Origin of the sequence: Rhodococcus sp. AQ5-07 (assembly GCF_009707305.1) — a bacterium.
Taxonomy (GTDB): Bacteria; Actinomycetota; Actinomycetes; order Mycobacteriales; family Mycobacteriaceae; genus Rhodococcus_F; species Rhodococcus_F erythropolis.
This window is the reverse complement of record NZ_CP046099.1, coordinates 285,190-299,970: the sequence shown is the minus strand read 5'-3', so window position 1 is coordinate 299,970 and position 14,781 is coordinate 285,190. Positions and strand designations below refer to the sequence as shown.

The following is a 14,781-nucleotide window of genomic DNA, read 5'->3' as shown; positions in this document are numbered from 1 at the left end:
CTACCCTTGCCCGTGTGTCGTGTTTCCGTAGGGATCGCCCTCGTATGCAGGAATGACCTGCGTGTCTTGCGAGTTGTCGTTCCACTCCCCCTGATAGCCGCTCGCGTCGGCGTACTGGGGAGCGTACTGCCCAGTTCCGTCAACCTCGTCGAGGCTGTCCTGAATTGCCGCCTGAGCGTTAGCTGGGAGGGTGTGCATGATCTGGCGGACGCGCTCCTGGCGACGACGAACAGCCTGACGCTCCGGGTTTCCGGGGGTGGCCTTCATCTGCGGCACGATGCCCTCGACGTCGTCGACACCACCGGCGTGGTGACCGGCGTCGACGAGCGCCTGCTCGTGCGCCATCTGAGCCTCGTCCTTTTCCTCCGACATACCGATCGGACCGATCATCGTTCCGTTGAGGAACTGCTTGACGACGGGCTCGTCAGAGGTGAGCAGCACCTCACGAGGACCGAACATCACCAACTGACGACGGAAGAGCATGCCGATGTTGTCCGGCACCGTGCGTGCGAGATTGATGTTGTGCGAGACGATCAGAATCGTCGCGTCCGACTGGGCGTTGATGTCGATCAGCGTCTGGCTGATGTACGTCGTACGCACCGGATCCAGACCGGAGTCAGGCTCGTCGACGAGGATGATCTCGGGATCGAGAACGAGTGCACGCGCAAGACCGGCACGCTTGCGCATACCGCCGGAGATCTCACCGGGAAGCTTGTCCTCGGCGCCGACCAGACCCGTGAGATCGAGCTTTTCCATCACGATCTTGCGGATATCGGATTCCGACTTCTTGGTGTGCTCACGAAGCGGGAATGCGATGTTGTCGTACAAGTTCATCGAGCCGAACAGTGCGCCGTCCTGGAACAGAACGCCGAACAGCTTGCGGATCTCGTAGAGCTCCTTGGAGGAGCACTGCAGGATGTCCGTGCCGTCGATGACAATGGAGCCTTGTTCAGGGCGGAGCAGTCCGATCAGGGACTTCAGGAACACCGACTTACCGGTACCCGAAGGCCCGAGCAGTGCGCTGACCTCACCCGCGGGAAGTGTCAACGACACGTCCTGCCAAATCCTCTGCGACCCGAAAGACTTTGTCAGTCCTTGTACCGCTACCTCGACTCCCACCATTACCTCCGCGACGTCCGTTGCATGCATGCACCCGTGTGGGTTGGGTCACTCTATCGCATGGGAGTGGTACCCGTGACTGCGAATACTACTAACGAGTAGGGAAGAAGCATAATTCAGGTCACAGCCTAGTTCGGGCACCCCTCCCACCTGCATGGATTCCGACATATCACCCGCGAAAAAAGTTCAAAAAAAGAGGGCCACTCCCCGTGGGGAGTGGCCCTCTTCGTTACTACTCGCGAAGAGCAGCGGGAAAACCGTCTTACTTGATGACGATCTTTGCGCCGGCAGCTTCGAGCTTTTCCTTGGCAGCCTCTGCGGCGTCCTTGGCAACCTTCTCGAGGATGGCCTTCGGAGCGCTCTCGACGAGGTCCTTGGCTTCCTTCAGGCCGAGGCCGGAAACGACCTCACGGACGACCTTGATGACCTGGATCTTCTTGTCGCCAGCCGACTCGAGGACGACGTCGAACTCGTCCTGCTCTTCAGCAGCTTCTGCGCCGGCAGCCGGTGCGCCTGCAGCGGCGACGGCGACGGGAGCAGCAGCGGTGACCTCGAAGGTCTCCTCGAATGCCTTAACGAACTCCGAGAGCTCGAGGAGGGTGAGCTCCTTGAACTGGTCCAACAACTCTTCGGTGCTGAGCTTCGCCATTGTGGCGGTCCTTCCTGTAAGTCCCATGTCGCTGATCCGCGACCGGGCGGGGTTATAGCAGTGATGCGCGGGTGCGGATCAGCTTTCGGCTTCGGCCTCGGCCGGAGCCTCGGTGGCAGCCTCTGCGGGGGCCTCTGCGGCTCCGCCTTCTGCGGCCTTCTTCTCCTGCAGGGCAGCGGCCAAACGGGCCATCTGCGAAGCGGGAGCATTGAACAGGCCTGCGGCCTTTGCCAAGTTGCCCTTCATCGCGCCGGCAAGCTTTGCCAACAGGATTTCGCGGGATTCGAGATCCGCGATCTTGTTGACCTCTTCCACGGACAGCGCAGCGCCGTCCATGTAGCCGCCCTTGATGATGAGCGCCTTGTTGTCCTTAGCGAAGTTCTTCAGAGCCTTCGCAGCGTCGACCGGTTCGCCCTTGATGAATGCAATGGCGGTCGGACCAACGAACAGGTCATCAAGGCCCTCGATGCCAGCCTCTGCGGCGGCACGCTTGACCAGGGTGTTCTTGGCGACGGAGTAGGTGGCACCTTCTCCGAGAGCGCGTCGCAGTGTCGTGATGTTGCCAACCGAAAGGCCACGGTATTCCGTGACCACAGCGGCGGTCGAACCCTTGAACTGCTCGGTGATTTCCGCAACTGCGGAAACCTTCTCAGGCTTTGCCATACTTCGCCTCCTCTCGTGACAGTCGTTGTCCCACTCAGGAACCGCTGCACCTCATCGGGTGAACCCGAGAAGACACAGTCCGCGACATGCAAAACGCCCCGGCGCAAGCGCACGGGGCGTACAGAGGAAACATGAAGAAGAGGCTTACGAATCAGCCTAACGATGCAACGCAAAGCAGTGCATAACCAGGCAAACTGTAGAACCACTACATCAAGCTATCCCCCTACCTCGTTCACCTACGTGGGCCGCCGGGCACTCCCGGACTTTCAACCACACTCATTACTGAGTGCAATCACCAACGGTCTTGGGTAGAACATGATTTTGGGGTGAAGTTCATATCCAGCACTGAACTCCGCGTCGAAGACTACCTGACTACTCGCTGCATAACCAAATCGGCCTCGTCACGCAGCTGGTTTCTTCAAGCACCCGGTTTCTTCAAGCACCCGGTTTCTTCAAGCACCGATAGCCCTGGCGATCTTGTGTTCGATCTCTGCCCGAGCTCGGTCCGGCAGCACCAGCAGCCCGTCGAGTTCTTTGTGAGCCTTCCGATACGCACTCTGACGTTCCTGTGGCGTCGCGCCATCGTCCATGGCCAGGCGCAGCAGACGTTGCGCCCGTACCAGGCGCTCTTGTTCATCGAGGGTGAATCCGCTCCGTCGGCGACGTTTCGCCTCCGCTTCTGCGATCTCGAAGGCGATCGAGTAAGCGTGCACCGCCTCGCGGTACTCGGTTTGTGCCTGCTGGTTACCGATCATCGTCTCCGGATTGCCTGGACGGAGCAGATCGGCACGATATTTGGCTCGATGAAAATCGGCCGTCAAAGGCTCACGCATGTCCGTCATCATCGGAGTGTCGAGCAGTGTGACCGGATCGAGCTCGTACGAGAACCATCGGGCGTCGACCGCATCGTGCTGCTCGATGGCCTTGGCCAGCTCTCGGCGCTGTGTTTCTTCGTCGGCGTGATGTTGTGCGTTGGCCTGCGCGATGGCGACCTTGGTCTCCTGCTTGAGCCGGAAGCGCTCTTGCCGGCGCTCGATCCGCCTTTCGTTGGCAACCGCGACACCTTTCAGCGCCCCACCGATGGTGCCGCCGAAAACGAAGATCAGCCACCAAAAGTTTCCGAGGAACTGGAACGCTTCGTGCATACCCCGATGATGCCACCGTTAGATCGATACCACCGTTGGATCGATACCACCGTTGGACCGGTACCACCGGCAGGGATCACCCTCTCCCGAAACAGACAAGAAGGCCGGCAGGGAGTGATCCCTGCCGGCCTTCTTGTTCGTATGCGGACTGCTTACGCGTCTGCAGCATCCTCGAGGAGGTTGCGAGTACGGTTCGGATCCACCGGGATGCCCGGACCGGTGGTGGTCGAGACCGTGATCTTCTTCACGTAGCGACCCTTGGCCGACGAGGGCTTCGCACGCAGGATCTCGTCCAGGGCTGCGCCGTAGTTCTCCACCAGCTTCTCATCGTCGAACGATGCCTTGCCGATGACGAAGTGCAGGTTGGCCTGCTTGTCGACGCGGAAGTTGATCTTTCCGCCCTTGATGTCGTTGACAGCCTTGGTGACATCCGCCGTGACGGTGCCCGTCTTCGGGTTCGGCATCAGGCCACGCGGTCCGAGGACACGGGCGATGCGGCCGACCTTGGCCATCTGATCAGGAGTCGCGATTGCGGCGTCGAAATCGACCCATCCACCCTGGATGCGCTCGATCAGGTCTTCTGCACCGACTACGTCAGCGCCTGCAGCCTCGGCTTCTGCTGCCTTCTCGCCAACAGCGAACACGATGACGCGAGCGGTCTTACCGGTGCCGTGGGGCAGGTTGACCGTTCCGCGGACCATCTGGTCAGCCTTACGGGGGTCGACGCCCAGACGAACTGCAACCTCAACGGTTGCATCCATCTTGGTGGACGACGTCTCCTTGGCGAGCTTTGCAGCCTGAAGCGGGCTGTAGAGCTTGTCTGCGTCGATCTTCTCAGCGGCGGCGAGGTACGCCTTGCTGCGCTTTGCCATTTGTTCTGTCCTTACTTATCACTGCAGCGAATTACCTGTGCAGTGGTGAATGGTTCAGTTGTGGTCGGGGCCTGGCCGGCCCTCCCACGTAATGCTGTGGAGCGGACTATTAGCCCTGGACCGTGATGCCCATGGAACGAGCGGTGCCGGCGATGATCTTCGCGGCCTGCTCGATGTCATTGGCATTGAGGTCTTCAGCCTTGGTCTTCGCGATTTCGCGCACCTGATCCATGGTCACCGAGGCAACCTTGGTCTTGTGCGGTTCGCCGGAGCCCTTGGCGACGCCGGCTGCCTTGAGGAGCAGCTTGGCGGCGGGAGGGGTCTTCAGCTTGAAATCGAAGGTCCGGTCTTCGTAGACCGAGATCTCGACCGGCACAACGTTGCCGCGCTGGGACTCAGTCGCCGCGTTGTAGGCCTTGCAGAACTCCATGATGTTCACGCCGTGCTGACCGAGCGCGGGACCCACGGGAGGTGCAGGGTTAGCCTGACCTGCCTGGATCTGCAGCTTGATGAGCCCGGCGAGCTTCTTCTTCTTTGGGGGCATCTCTAGTTCCTAGTTTCTAGCTTGGGTGTGTGTCTTGCGTCGAACAAATTGCAAGTTTTGGGGTGGTCAGATCTTCGCGACCTGGTTGAAGTTGAGCTCAACCGGGGTTTCACGACCGAAGATCGACACGAGAACCTTGAGCTTCTGCTGCTCGCCGTTGACCTCGCTGATGCTGGCCGGAAGGGTTGCGAACGGGCCGTCCATGACGGTGACCGACTCGCCGACCTCGAAGTCGACCTCGATGAGGGGCTTGCCGAAGGACTCGGACGGTGCCTCGCCTGCTGCGACGGCGGCCGCTGCAGCCTGCTGCTTCTTCTGCTCCTGCTGCGGGAGCAGGAACTTGACGACCTCGTTGAGGGTCAGCGGCGAGGGACGCGACGTGGCACCGACAAAACCGGTGACGCCAGGCGTGTTGCGCACTGCGCCCCACGACTCGTCGTTGAGCTCCATGCGAACGAGGATGTATCCGGGCAGAACCTTGCGATTGACCTGCTTGCGCTGGCCGTTCTTGATCTCGGTGACCTCTTCGGTGGGAACTTCCACCTGGAAGATGTAGTCACCGACGTCGAGGTTCTGAACGCGAGTCTCGAGGTTGGTCTTGACCTTGTTCTCGTAACCGGCGTACGAGTGGATGACGTACCAGTCACCCGGGGCGCGACGCAGCGCAGCCTTGAGTTCGGCAACGGGATCCTCGACCTCGAGCTCGGCGGCGGGAGCGGCCTCGTCGGAGTTCTCGGCATCGTCGGAGATGACGTCCTCGGTCGCTGCAGCGTCTGCATCAGTGCCTTCGGCAACGTCTGCATCGGTGCCTTCGGCAACCACGACGTCTACTTCGGCTGCCGCCTCGGCAGAAACACGCTCTTCGGCCAAAGCCTCATTCGTGTCGTTCTCGGGGGTGCTCACTGGGGCACTCGCTTCCTCTCGTTACTCGGACCCGGGTCGGGTCTTGTCGCGCTCGCAGGCAAAGACGCCCGACTGCTACGGCGATCAGCCGAACAGCCAGGTGACACCCTTGATCACAGCGATATCGACGCCGCTGATGAAAGCGACCATGAAGACCACGAACGTCAGCACGACGCTGGTGTAGGTGATCATCTGCTTGCGGTTCGGCCAGATGACCTTACGGAGTTCTGCGATGACCTCGCGGAAGAATTTGCGCAGGCGCTTGAAGATGTTGTCCTTCTTCGCCTTGGGCTTCTTGCCGGGGTTCGTTGCAGTCGGCTTGGCCGAAGATGTCCGGGATGCCGTCCGGGCCGGAGTCTTCACGGTGGACGCGCTGACCGAGGCGCCGCGTGCAGCGCGCTTGCCGGTCGGCTTGTTGGAAACCCCACTGGATGCGGAGGGAGCCTTCTCGGCACCGTCCTTGTCCAACGACAGATCGGAACGCGTAGTCGCGTCAGCTGCAGTGTCGTCGACACCGGTCGAATCGGCAGACGTTGAAGTCTCCGCATCCGAAGTGTCGGCGTCGCGCTTGGCGCGCTCCTCGCTCACGTCGTTCCTCTCAGTCGCTGGCATCCGGGGGCAGGGGCGACAGGACTTGAACCTGCAACCTGCGGTTTTGGAGACCGCTGCTCTGCCAGTTGAGCTACGCCCCTTTGGTTGACATCGACAGGTGGACCCTGCCTGAATCAACCGTTCTGCGATCACACAACATACGCGCTACCCGAGGTGAATGTCTTGCAACATTCAGGGCAGCGCGCAGCGCTGAGGAATCCCAGAAATCTCAGTGTACTTCAAAGCCCCGGAACAAACACAATCCGCCCTGCGATCAGGCTAGACGGACCGTGGCGGTGGCACGACCGAAGATCTTCTTACCTTCGGACTTGGCCACGATTGCCAGTACTGCGGTCTTGCTTTCTTCGTCGATCGACTTCACCTTGGCGGTGAACTCGATCTCGGCAGCCTTGTCGGCTGCCACGATCACCGGGCTCGTGAACCGTACGTTGTACTCGGTCACTGCACCCGGATCCCCCAGCCATTCGGTGACGTAGCCGGCACCGATGCCCATGGAGAGCATGCCGTGCGCGACGACGTCCGGCAAGCCGGCAAGTCGTGCGACCTCGTCACTGAAGTGAATCGGATTGGGATCTCCCGAAACACCCGCGTAGTTGGCGAGGTTTCCACGCGTCAGGGTGACGGACTTCTCGGGGAGAAGTTCGCCGACACTCACGTCGGAAAATTTACGAAGCGACATGCATCATCACGTCCTTGACTGCGTGGGCGATGTTCTCGTCCACTTCCCCACCCGTTCGAGCAACAAGCGTTGTCCACGTGGTGACAACTGCTTCGTCGTTCTGATCGGTGATGATGTTCTTGGTCACGATGATGTCGCTACCTGCGGCCTGCCTGAACGAATCCAGGAAAACATCGCAGAAGAGTCGGTCACCGACCTGCATGGGCTTGTGCAGCACCAGTCGCTGATCGGTCTGAAGAATCTGACTCAAGTCGTAGCCGGTGACGATCTCTTCGAACAGACGTCGCTGAGCAATGGCACCCACGATGGCGACGAACGTAATGGGAGCAATCAGGCCGTCGTATCCGAGGCATTTGGCTGCCGATTCGTCGTAGTGCGCAGGATGCGCGTCCTGGACGGCGCGAGCGAACTCGCGCACCTTCTCGCGTCCGACCTCGTAGAAGTCTTCGACACGATAGTGGTGACCGACCATCTGGACGGCATGAGCGGCCGGGTCCGTAGGGACCTCGGCCGCTGCCTGGTTCTCTTGCAAATCTGTCACGCGGTGAGACTCTCTTCTAGCTAGGACCCGAAGACGCAGGCCCAGAGAGGGTCTTCCGCGAAAATCGTCGTCCTGTTAAGGACTTACTACTTCGACTCGCGATGCGACTGGTGGGTTCCGCAGTTGGGGCAGAACTTCTTGAGCTCCAGGCGATCGGGGTCGTTGCGCCGATTCTTCTTGGTGATGTAGTTGCGGTGCTTGCATACCTCGCAGGCCAAGGTGATCTTGGGCCGAACGTCGGTCGAGGAGGCCACGGGATGCCTTCTTTCGGGTGTATCTGATTACGAGCAATCAGGGTGGATCATGCATATTGTGTAGCGGTGACCGGACTTGAACCGGCGACGCAACGATTATGAGTCGTTTGCTCTACCAACTGAGCTACACCGCCTCGGTGTCGAGTGTCGCGCGGAAAGCACGGCACCACAATCCAGCGAGCCCCCTAACGGAATCGAACCGTTGACCTTTTCCTTACCATGGAAACGCTCTACCGACTGAGCTAAGGGGGCGTGGCTCAGGAGTGCGTTGCCGCTCTCTTGAAGCCTCCGAAAGATTACACACGAACGAGCGCCAGCACCAAATCCGCTGGTCATCGGGGCAAAAATGGTGCCGGAGCCCATTGTTGCACCGATCGGGGCCGCTGGCGAGGGCTTTGCGGGAACCAACTTGACCCCGCACTCCCCCGAAGGCATCCCCAGAAGCACTCCCGAGGCCCCTGAGCCGCAGCCGACGCCGGCGTCACCAACGCCCACCCGACCTCGGAACAAGCACAAAAAAGTCAGCCCCGACTCTCGTAAAGAGAATCGGGGCTGACTTGGTGTGGCAGATGTAGGATTCGAACCTACGTAGGCATAAGCCGACGGATTTACAGTCCGCTCCCATTGGCCGCTCGGGCAATCTGCCGTGCTTGCACCAAGCTTCGATCCGGCGCATTCGCAAGTATATCGCGACGTGCGGCGGCCGAAAACGGCTTCCTCGGTGCGGTGAGAAGAATACAACGAACACACCCCCATTTTGCAAACCGGGTGGTAACGGGCGGTGCCGACCCGATAACGTCGAGGTGTCCACCGGTATGGAAGGTGGGCAGAACTCGATGTTCGTGAACTACCGGAAAGCGGGAGTGTGAAGTGGCTGATTCGTCCTTCGACGTGGTGAGCAAGGTTGACCGTCAAGAGGTGGACAACGCCCTGCATCAGGCTGCCAAGGAGCTGACCACGCGTTTCGACTTCCGAAACACGGGAGCGTCGATCGAGTGGTCTGGTGAAGAGACGATCACGTTGAACGCCGACACCGAGGAGCGACTGCTTGCCGCCCTCGACGTGTTCAAGGAGAAGTTGATCCGTCGTGACATCTCGCTGAAGGCATTCGATGCCGGCGAGCCGGCGCAGTCCGGAAAGATCTACAAGCTGTCCGGAACCTTGGTCCAGGGCATCAGCAGCGAGAACGCGAAGAAGATCACCAAGAAGATTCGCGACGAGGGCCCCAAGGGCGTCAAGGCGCAGATCCAGGGTGAGGAACTTCGTGTGAGCAGCAAGAAGCGCGACGACCTCCAGGGCGTCATCTCCCTGCTCAAGGGTGAGGACTTCGGGATCGCCCTGCAGTTCGTGAACTACCGGTAGTGGGGGCTGCGCCCCTGTGCGCGGTTAAGGAGTCCTGGGACTACCTAACCGTGCACAGGGGCCGAAGGCCCTACATCCCGGCCATCTTCTCCAAACGCTCGATCCGGTCCGCCATGGGCGGATGCGTCGAGAACAGCTTGCTCACCTTGTCCCCCGCTCTGAAGGGGTTGGCAATCATCAGGTGGGACTGCGCCGCGAGCTTGGGCTCAGGCGGCAACGGCGCGGCTGCCACGCCCGACTCGAGCTTGCGCAGCGCCGACGCCAACGCCAATGGGTCACCGGTGAGCTCGGCTCCCGATTGATCAGCCTGATACTCGCGAGAGCGCGAAACGGCCAGCTTGACCACGGTTGCCGCGATCGGTCCCAGTAGGGAGACGAGCAGCAAGGCGATCGGATTACTTCCCTGCCCGTTCCCTCGGCCACCGAAGATGCTCGCGTACATCGCGAAGTTGGCCAGGCCAGAGATGACGCTGGCCATCGCGCCGGCCACGGACGAGATCAAAATGTCCCGGTTGTAGACGTGGGAGAGTTCGTGCCCGAGTACGGCGCGCAGCTCGCGTTCGTTCAGGATTTGCATGATGCCGCTGGTCACGCACACCGCGGCGTGACGAGGGCTACGACCGGTGGCAAACGCGTTCGGGGCGTTCGTGGGGCTGATGTACAGCCTGGGCATCGGTTGGTGCGCCGTCGTGGCGAGTTCGCGCACGATCCGGTAGATCGCCGGTGCCTCGACCTCGGTGATGGGCTGGGCGCGCATCGATCGAAGCGCCAGCTTGTCGCTGTTGAAGTAGACGTAGGCATTCATGCCGACGGCAAACAGAACGGATCCCCACAGAAGGAACGGGCTGTTGAACAGCGAACCGATGAAGACGATCAGCGCCGACATCCCCACCAACAACCCGAATGTCTTCGCACCGTTCGCGTAGCCGTGCAAACTGCTCACCTCTTGCCTCGCTGGAGCCGAAGGCTCACCCGAACTCCCGGCGTATGCACCGGTTCTGTTCAGTCAACGAAGGACAGGGTCATCAGGGTTCCCACCCAGGGTCGTCAGGGTTTCACCCCAGGTGTGTCAGCCGACTCGTTCGATCGTGTAGTCCACGAGGCGCACGAGCGCTTCGTTCGCCGGTCCCTGCGGGAGCTCGGCCAACTGGGCCTTTGCCGAGACTGCGTACTCGCCCAGCTTTGCCTTCGCCTTGACCATGCCCGGCGAACGCTCGAGCAGTTCGAGAGCTTCTTCTACCAGTGCGTCTTCGGTGACCGGGCCCGCGAGCAGCTCCCGCAGGCGATCTGCGTCGGCTCCTTCTTCGCGGAACGCGTACAGGACGGGCAGGGTGTGGACACCCTCGCGCAGGTCGGTGCCCGGAGTCTTTCCGGACTGCGCCGATACGGACGAGATGTCGATGATGTCGTCGGAGATCTGGAACGCGGTGCCGACGGCGTCACCCAGGCGCTCGAGACGCTCGATGTGAGCTGCGTCGGCGCCGGAGAAGGTGCCGCCGAATCGTCCGGATGCAGCGATGAGCGAACCGGTCTTCTCCCACACGACCTTGAGGTAATGCTCGACCGGATCCTGTTCCTTCTTGACGCCGATCGTCTCGCGCATCTGGCCGGTGACCAGTTCTGCGAAGGTTTCGGCGATGATCCGAACGGCTTCAGGTCCGAGCGTCGATACCAGGCGTGATGCGTGCGCGAACAGATAGTCGCCGGCCAGGATCGCCACGCTGTTTCCCCAGCGGGCGTTGGCGCTGGGTGCTCCGCGCCGCATGGACGCCTCGTCCATGACGTCGTCGTGATAGAGCGTCGCCAGGTGAACGAGTTCGGTGACAGTCGCTGCGGTGATGATCGACGGATCGTTCGGCACCGGTCCGAGTTGCGCGGTCAGGATCGTGAACAACGGACGGAAGCGCTTTCCACCGGCTCGCGCGAGATGCAGCGCGGCCTCGGTGAGGAAGTCTTCGCCGTCGGACAGCTCGCTGACCAACAACTCCTCGACATCGGAGAGTCCACCACGCACTACTGCGGCGAGCTGTTCGTCGCCCAGGTCGATGCCTGCAACGACGGTGCTCGATGCGGTTGCGTCGGCAGCAGTCTTTTCGGTGCTCACGATGTCAGTACCCATTCCTGTCGTCAGTGACGGCTCGGTTCCCACGGTAGTGAACCTAGCGGTTCGCACTCGGGACGGCCTCGCCACGGTGGCGATCGCGAGCCTGGGAAGATGTGAGTGTGTCCGTAGAAGAGCAGTCCCCCGTCGTCGATTCGCTTCCGACCGAAACCGACATTGTGGTCATCGGCGCAGGTCCCGCGGGTTCTTCGGCCGCGGCTTGGGCCGCCCGCAGCGGCCGAGACGTCGTGCTGGTGGACGCTGCCGTGTTCCCGCGAGACAAGACTTGTGGTGATGGACTCACTCCGCGCGCCGTGGCCGAACTGGATCTCCTCGGCCTCGGCGAGTGGGTTCGGTCACATACGACCAACAAGGGCCTGCGGTTGTCCGGCTTCGGACAAGAACTCGAACTCGAGTGGCCAGGGACGTCGTTCCCGCCGATCGGCAGTGCGATCCCTCGGACCGAACTCGACGACGCCATTCGCCAGTGCGCCGTCGAATCGGGCGCGGTCATGGTCGAGGGCACCAAGGCCGTCGACGTCGAACTCGACGGTGATCGAGTAGCCGCCGTCGTACTCGCCGGCCCCTCGGGACGCAGCACTCTTCGTTGCCGGACGCTGATCATCGCCGACGGCGTTCGCTCGACGCTCGGCAAGAAGCTGGGACGGCAGTGGCACCGGGACACCGCGTACGGCGTCGCGGCACGCGCTTACGTCGCGACGCCGCGCAGCGCCGACCCGTGGATCACCTCGCATCTGGAACTGCGGGACGCCGAGGGCACGTTGCAGGCGGGGTACGGCTGGATCTTCCCGCTCGGCACCGGCGAGGTGAACATCGGCGTCGGGACACTGGCGACGTCCAAGCGCCCGGCGCCGGGTGCCCTGCGTCCCTTGCTCGACTTGTACACCGACCAGCGCCGAAGTGAGTGGCAGTGGAGCAGCGAGATACATTCCGTCGCTTCGGCTTTGCTACCCATGGGCGGCGCCGTCTCCAACATCGCCGGACGCAACTGGGCCGTGATCGGCGACGCCGCAGCGTGCGTGAACCCGCTCAACGGTGAGGGCATCGACTACGGCCTCGAAGGCGGACGTCTGGTGGTCGAACAGCTCGGCGCCGACGACCTCACGGAGCTGTGGCCGACCGTGCTTCGGGAGCATTACGGGCAGGCGTTCTCGGTCGCGCGCCGACTCGCAGGCCTGCTGACGGTTCCGCAATTCCTGCCCGCCTCGGGCCCGATTGCGATGCGCTCACGGGCACTGATGACGGTCGCCGTTCGGGTGATGGGGAACCTCGTCACCGACGCCGACGCCGATCTGACGGCGAAGGCATGGCGTGCGTCGGGGGCCGCGTCGAGAAAGATCGACTCCCGACCGTTGTTCGGTTGAGCAAGTGCTGTGCGCCTTTATTAACCGCCCGCGGTTAATAAAGGCGCACAGCAGTTCAGGCAGTGGCGTAATGCAGCGCCACGACGCCGCCGGTGAGGTTGCGCCACTTGACGTTCTTCCACCCGGCAGCCTCGATCTTGCGTGCCAACTCTTCCTGGGTCGGCCAGGCACGGATCGATTCGGCGAGGTAGACGTAGGCGTCGGGGTTGCTGCTGACGGTGCGTGCGACCTGCGGGAGCGCCTTCATGAGGTACTCCATGTAGACCGTGCGGAAGGGCCCGAAGACGGGCGTCGAGAACTCGCTGACGACGAGACGTCCGCCCGGCTTGGTGACGCGGGCGATCTCGCGCAGTCCGGCTTCGAAGTCGGAGACGTTGCGCAGGCCGAAGGAAATCGTCGCGGCATCGAACACGTTGTCGGCATAGGGCAGGTACATCGCGTCACCTGCGACCATCGGAACTTTGCGCGAGATTCCGGCCTTGAGCATTCCCTTGGAGAAGTCGGTGGCGACGCACCAGGCACCGGAGCGCCCCAGTTCGACGGTCGAGACTCCGGTTCCGGCGGCGAGGTCGAGTACCTTCTCGCCCGGCTTGAGGTCGAGGGCTTCGCGGGTGGCCTTGCGCCAACCCTTGTCCTGGCCGAAGGACAGCACGGTGTTGGTGAGGTCGTATCGCTCCGCGACGTCGTCGAACATCGACGCGACTTCGTGCGGTTGCTTCTCGAGAGTTGCTCGGGTTCCGTGTGTAGTGGCCACACCCGAAACGCTACCAACCCTCGGGCAGCGAGGGCGTTCAGGCTGCTCTGGCACCCGTTCGCCGCCCGAGGCCCTGCACGTCCTCGTAGTGACGGAGCAACTCTTCGCAGATTGCCGGCCAGGTCCGGTGCAGCACCGAGCGCCTCGCCGCGGAGCCGAACTGCACCCGCAGATCACGCTGACGAAGTGCGTCGACGGCGCTTGGCAGGAGTTCGGTGAACCTGTCCGTCGGCAGGAGGTAGCCGTTGCGGCAATGCGAGATCAGGTCACGCGGTCCGCCGGCGTCCGGTCCGACGACAGGTACACCGCTCGCGAGGGCTTCCTGAACCGCCTGGCAGAAAGTTTCGTGCTCGCCGGGGTGAACGAATACGTCCAGGCTCGCATAGGCGTCGGCCAGGGCGGTACCGCCGAGTTGTCCGGTGAAGATCGCATCCGGCATCAGTCGTCGTAGGTTCTCGCGATCCGGACCGTCTCCGACGATCACGATCTGCACACTGGGATCGGCCGCCAGCACGGCCAGTCGCTCGACGTGTTTTTCGGGCGCGAGGCGACCGACGAAGCCGACCACCAACTGGTCGCTGTCGCCGATCCAGGACTGCCGCAACGCCGAGCTACGACGCGAAGGCGCGAATCGTTGTGCGTCGACGCCGCGGGCCCACCGGTGCACGCGCGGAATGCCGTGCTCTTCGAGGGCGTCGACTGCCGCCGTGGAGGGTGCAAGGGTCCTGTTGCAGCTCTTGTGGATTCGACGGGTCCACGCCCACGCGGCGCGACTGGTGACGCCGAGACCGTAGCTTTCGGCAAATCCGGCGACGTCGGTCTGGTAAACCGCGACGGTGGGTATCGCGAGCCGCTTGGCGACGGCCACTCCCCCGGCGCCGAGCAGGAACGGCGACGCCAGATGGACGACGTCGGGCGCGAAGGTCCGCACGGCCGTCGTCAGACGCGGTTGTGGCAGGCCGACGGGGAGTGAACTGACTTTGGGCACCATGACGGCGGGCACCCGAACCACCTGAACACCTTCGTGTTCGGTGGCGGCAGAGGTGTCGGATCCGACAGTGTCCGGCGCAATGACCATGGCGTCGTGGCCAGTGCGATCGAGGTGTTCGAGCACGCGTAGTACCGAGTTGGTGACACCGTTCATGTTGGGCAGGAATGACTCCGCAACGATGGCTACTCTCACACCGAGAACGGTGAC

General features: G+C 62.2%; 17 protein-coding genes and 4 tRNA genes. 2 read left to right on the top strand and 19 right to left on the bottom strand.

Going from position 1 to position 14,781, the window contains the following annotated elements; all coding sequences use genetic code 11:
- The 15 genes from GJB56_RS01535 to GJB56_RS01465 form a co-directional block, all read right to left on the bottom strand.
- Positions 1 to 1,122, bottom strand: a complete 1,122-nt coding sequence (locus GJB56_RS01535; protein WP_024487305.1) for an ABC transporter ATP-binding protein — start codon at positions 1,120 to 1,122, stop codon at positions 1 to 3.
- A gap of 259 nt (positions 1,123 to 1,381) precedes the next feature.
- On the bottom strand, positions 1,382 to 1,768 hold the full coding sequence (gene rplL / locus GJB56_RS01530; RefSeq protein ID WP_003941857.1) for a 50S ribosomal protein L7/L12: 387 nt from the start codon (positions 1,766 to 1,768) through the stop codon (positions 1,382 to 1,384).
- Positions 1,769 to 1,846: 78 nt separating this feature from the next.
- On the bottom strand, positions 1,847 to 2,431 hold the full coding sequence (gene rplJ / locus GJB56_RS01525) for a 50S ribosomal protein L10 (protein ID WP_003942074.1): 585 nt from the start codon (positions 2,429 to 2,431) through the stop codon (positions 1,847 to 1,849).
- A 452-nt stretch (positions 2,432 to 2,883) separates the two neighbouring features.
- Entirely contained in the window at positions 2,884 to 3,576 is a 693-nt protein-coding gene (locus GJB56_RS01520; RefSeq protein ID WP_019744313.1) for a hypothetical protein, read from the bottom strand.
- 152 nt (positions 3,577 to 3,728) lie between these two features.
- On the bottom strand, positions 3,729 to 4,448 hold the full coding sequence (rplA, locus tag GJB56_RS01515) for a 50S ribosomal protein L1 (RefSeq protein WP_003941982.1): 720 nt from the start codon (positions 4,446 to 4,448) through the stop codon (positions 3,729 to 3,731).
- Between the two features lie 109 nt (positions 4,449 to 4,557).
- Positions 4,558 to 4,992 (bottom strand): 50S ribosomal protein L11, encoded by a 435-nt coding sequence (gene rplK, locus GJB56_RS01510; RefSeq protein ID WP_003941896.1) that lies wholly within the window; start codon positions 4,990 to 4,992, stop codon positions 4,558 to 4,560.
- A 66-nt stretch (positions 4,993 to 5,058) separates the two neighbouring features.
- The gene (nusG, locus tag GJB56_RS01505) at positions 5,059 to 5,895 is read right to left on the bottom strand and encodes a transcription termination/antitermination protein NusG (protein ID WP_003942049.1); all 837 of its coding nucleotides are present in this window, start codon (positions 5,893 to 5,895) and stop codon (positions 5,059 to 5,061) included.
- Between the two features lie 84 nt (positions 5,896 to 5,979).
- Entirely contained in the window at positions 5,980 to 6,483 is a 504-nt protein-coding gene (secE, locus tag GJB56_RS01500) for a preprotein translocase subunit SecE (protein WP_020968963.1), read from the bottom strand.
- A gap of 31 nt (positions 6,484 to 6,514) precedes the next feature.
- Positions 6,515 to 6,587: transfer RNA gene (locus GJB56_RS01495), tRNA-Trp, on the bottom strand.
- A gap of 173 nt (positions 6,588 to 6,760) precedes the next feature.
- The gene (gene hadB, locus GJB56_RS01490) at positions 6,761 to 7,186 is read right to left on the bottom strand and encodes a (3R)-hydroxyacyl-ACP dehydratase subunit HadB (RefSeq protein WP_003941909.1); all 426 of its coding nucleotides are present in this window, start codon (positions 7,184 to 7,186) and stop codon (positions 6,761 to 6,763) included.
- Entirely contained in the window at positions 7,173 to 7,727 is a 555-nt protein-coding gene (hadA, locus tag GJB56_RS01485; RefSeq protein WP_113682374.1) for a (3R)-hydroxyacyl-ACP dehydratase subunit HadA, read from the bottom strand. Before hadA ends, hadB begins: the two co-directional genes overlap by 14 nt.
- An 86-nt stretch (positions 7,728 to 7,813) precedes the next feature.
- A complete protein-coding gene (gene rpmG, locus GJB56_RS01480) occupies positions 7,814 to 7,981 on the bottom strand; it encodes a 50S ribosomal protein L33 (RefSeq protein ID WP_003941903.1) in 168 nt (55 codons plus the stop codon).
- A 61-nt stretch (positions 7,982 to 8,042) separates the two neighbouring features.
- Positions 8,043 to 8,115: transfer RNA gene (locus GJB56_RS01475), tRNA-Met, on the bottom strand.
- Between the two features lie 45 nt (positions 8,116 to 8,160).
- A tRNA-Thr gene (locus tag GJB56_RS01470) sits at positions 8,161 to 8,233 on the bottom strand.
- A gap of 311 nt (positions 8,234 to 8,544) precedes the next feature.
- A tRNA-Tyr gene (locus tag GJB56_RS01465) sits at positions 8,545 to 8,627 on the bottom strand.
- 224 nt (positions 8,628 to 8,851) lie between these two features.
- Here GJB56_RS01465 and GJB56_RS01460 point away from each other — a divergent pair.
- Positions 8,852 to 9,343, top strand: a complete 492-nt coding sequence (locus GJB56_RS01460) for a YajQ family cyclic di-GMP-binding protein (RefSeq protein ID WP_003941854.1) — start codon at positions 8,852 to 8,854, stop codon at positions 9,341 to 9,343.
- A 70-nt stretch (positions 9,344 to 9,413) separates the two neighbouring features.
- Here the strand turns inward: GJB56_RS01460 and htpX are convergent, their stop codons facing one another.
- On the bottom strand, positions 9,414 to 10,277 hold the full coding sequence (gene htpX / locus GJB56_RS01455) for a zinc metalloprotease HtpX (protein ID WP_029254860.1): 864 nt from the start codon (positions 10,275 to 10,277) through the stop codon (positions 9,414 to 9,416).
- A 135-nt stretch (positions 10,278 to 10,412) separates the two neighbouring features.
- Positions 10,413 to 11,462, bottom strand: coding sequence for a polyprenyl synthetase family protein (locus GJB56_RS01450; RefSeq protein ID WP_020906817.1), 1,050 nt, complete (start codon positions 11,460 to 11,462; stop codon positions 10,413 to 10,415).
- 104 nt (positions 11,463 to 11,566) lie between these two features.
- Between GJB56_RS01450 and GJB56_RS01445 the strand changes: the two genes are divergently transcribed.
- Entirely contained in the window at positions 11,567 to 12,829 is a 1,263-nt protein-coding gene (locus GJB56_RS01445; protein ID WP_020968961.1) for a geranylgeranyl reductase family protein, read from the top strand.
- 55 nt (positions 12,830 to 12,884) lie between these two features.
- Here the strand turns inward: GJB56_RS01445 and GJB56_RS01440 are convergent, their stop codons facing one another.
- Positions 12,885 to 13,523 carry a demethylmenaquinone methyltransferase gene (locus GJB56_RS01440; RefSeq protein WP_230091200.1) on the bottom strand — a complete coding sequence of 213 codons (639 nt, stop codon included), beginning with the start codon at positions 13,521 to 13,523 and terminating at the stop codon, positions 12,885 to 12,887.
- 97 nt (positions 13,524 to 13,620) lie between these two features.
- Positions 13,621 to 14,766, bottom strand: coding sequence for a glycosyltransferase family 4 protein (locus tag GJB56_RS01435; protein ID WP_205318831.1), 1,146 nt, complete (start codon positions 14,764 to 14,766; stop codon positions 13,621 to 13,623).
- Between the last annotated feature and the right edge of the window lie 15 nt (positions 14,767 to 14,781).

Coding starts and splice junctions, on each gene's coding strand:
- rplL (WP_003941857.1), bottom strand. CDS start 1,768: ATGGCGAAGCTCAGCACCGAAGAGTTGTTGGACCAGTTCAAGGAGCTC.
- rplJ (WP_003942074.1), bottom strand. CDS start 2,431: ATGGCAAAGCCTGAGAAGGTTTCCGCAGTTGCGGAAATCACCGAGCAG.
- GJB56_RS01535 (WP_024487305.1), bottom strand. CDS start 1,122: ATGGTGGGAGTCGAGGTAGCGGTACAAGGACTGACAAAGTCTTTCGGG.
- rplK (WP_003941896.1), bottom strand. CDS start 4,992: ATGCCCCCAAAGAAGAAGAAGCTCGCCGGGCTCATCAAGCTGCAGATC.
- GJB56_RS01450 (WP_020906817.1), bottom strand. CDS start 11,462: ATGGGTACTGACATCGTGAGCACCGAAAAGACTGCTGCCGACGCAACC.
- rplA (WP_003941982.1), bottom strand. CDS start 4,448: ATGGCAAAGCGCAGCAAGGCGTACCTCGCCGCCGCTGAGAAGATCGAC.
- GJB56_RS01520 (WP_019744313.1), bottom strand. CDS start 3,576: ATGCACGAAGCGTTCCAGTTCCTCGGAAACTTTTGGTGGCTGATCTTC.
- hadB (WP_003941909.1), bottom strand. CDS start 7,186: ATGTCGCTTCGTAAATTTTCCGACGTGAGTGTCGGCGAACTTCTCCCC.
- GJB56_RS01440 (WP_230091200.1), bottom strand. CDS start 13,523: ATGTTCGACGACGTCGCGGAGCGATACGACCTCACCAACACCGTGCTG.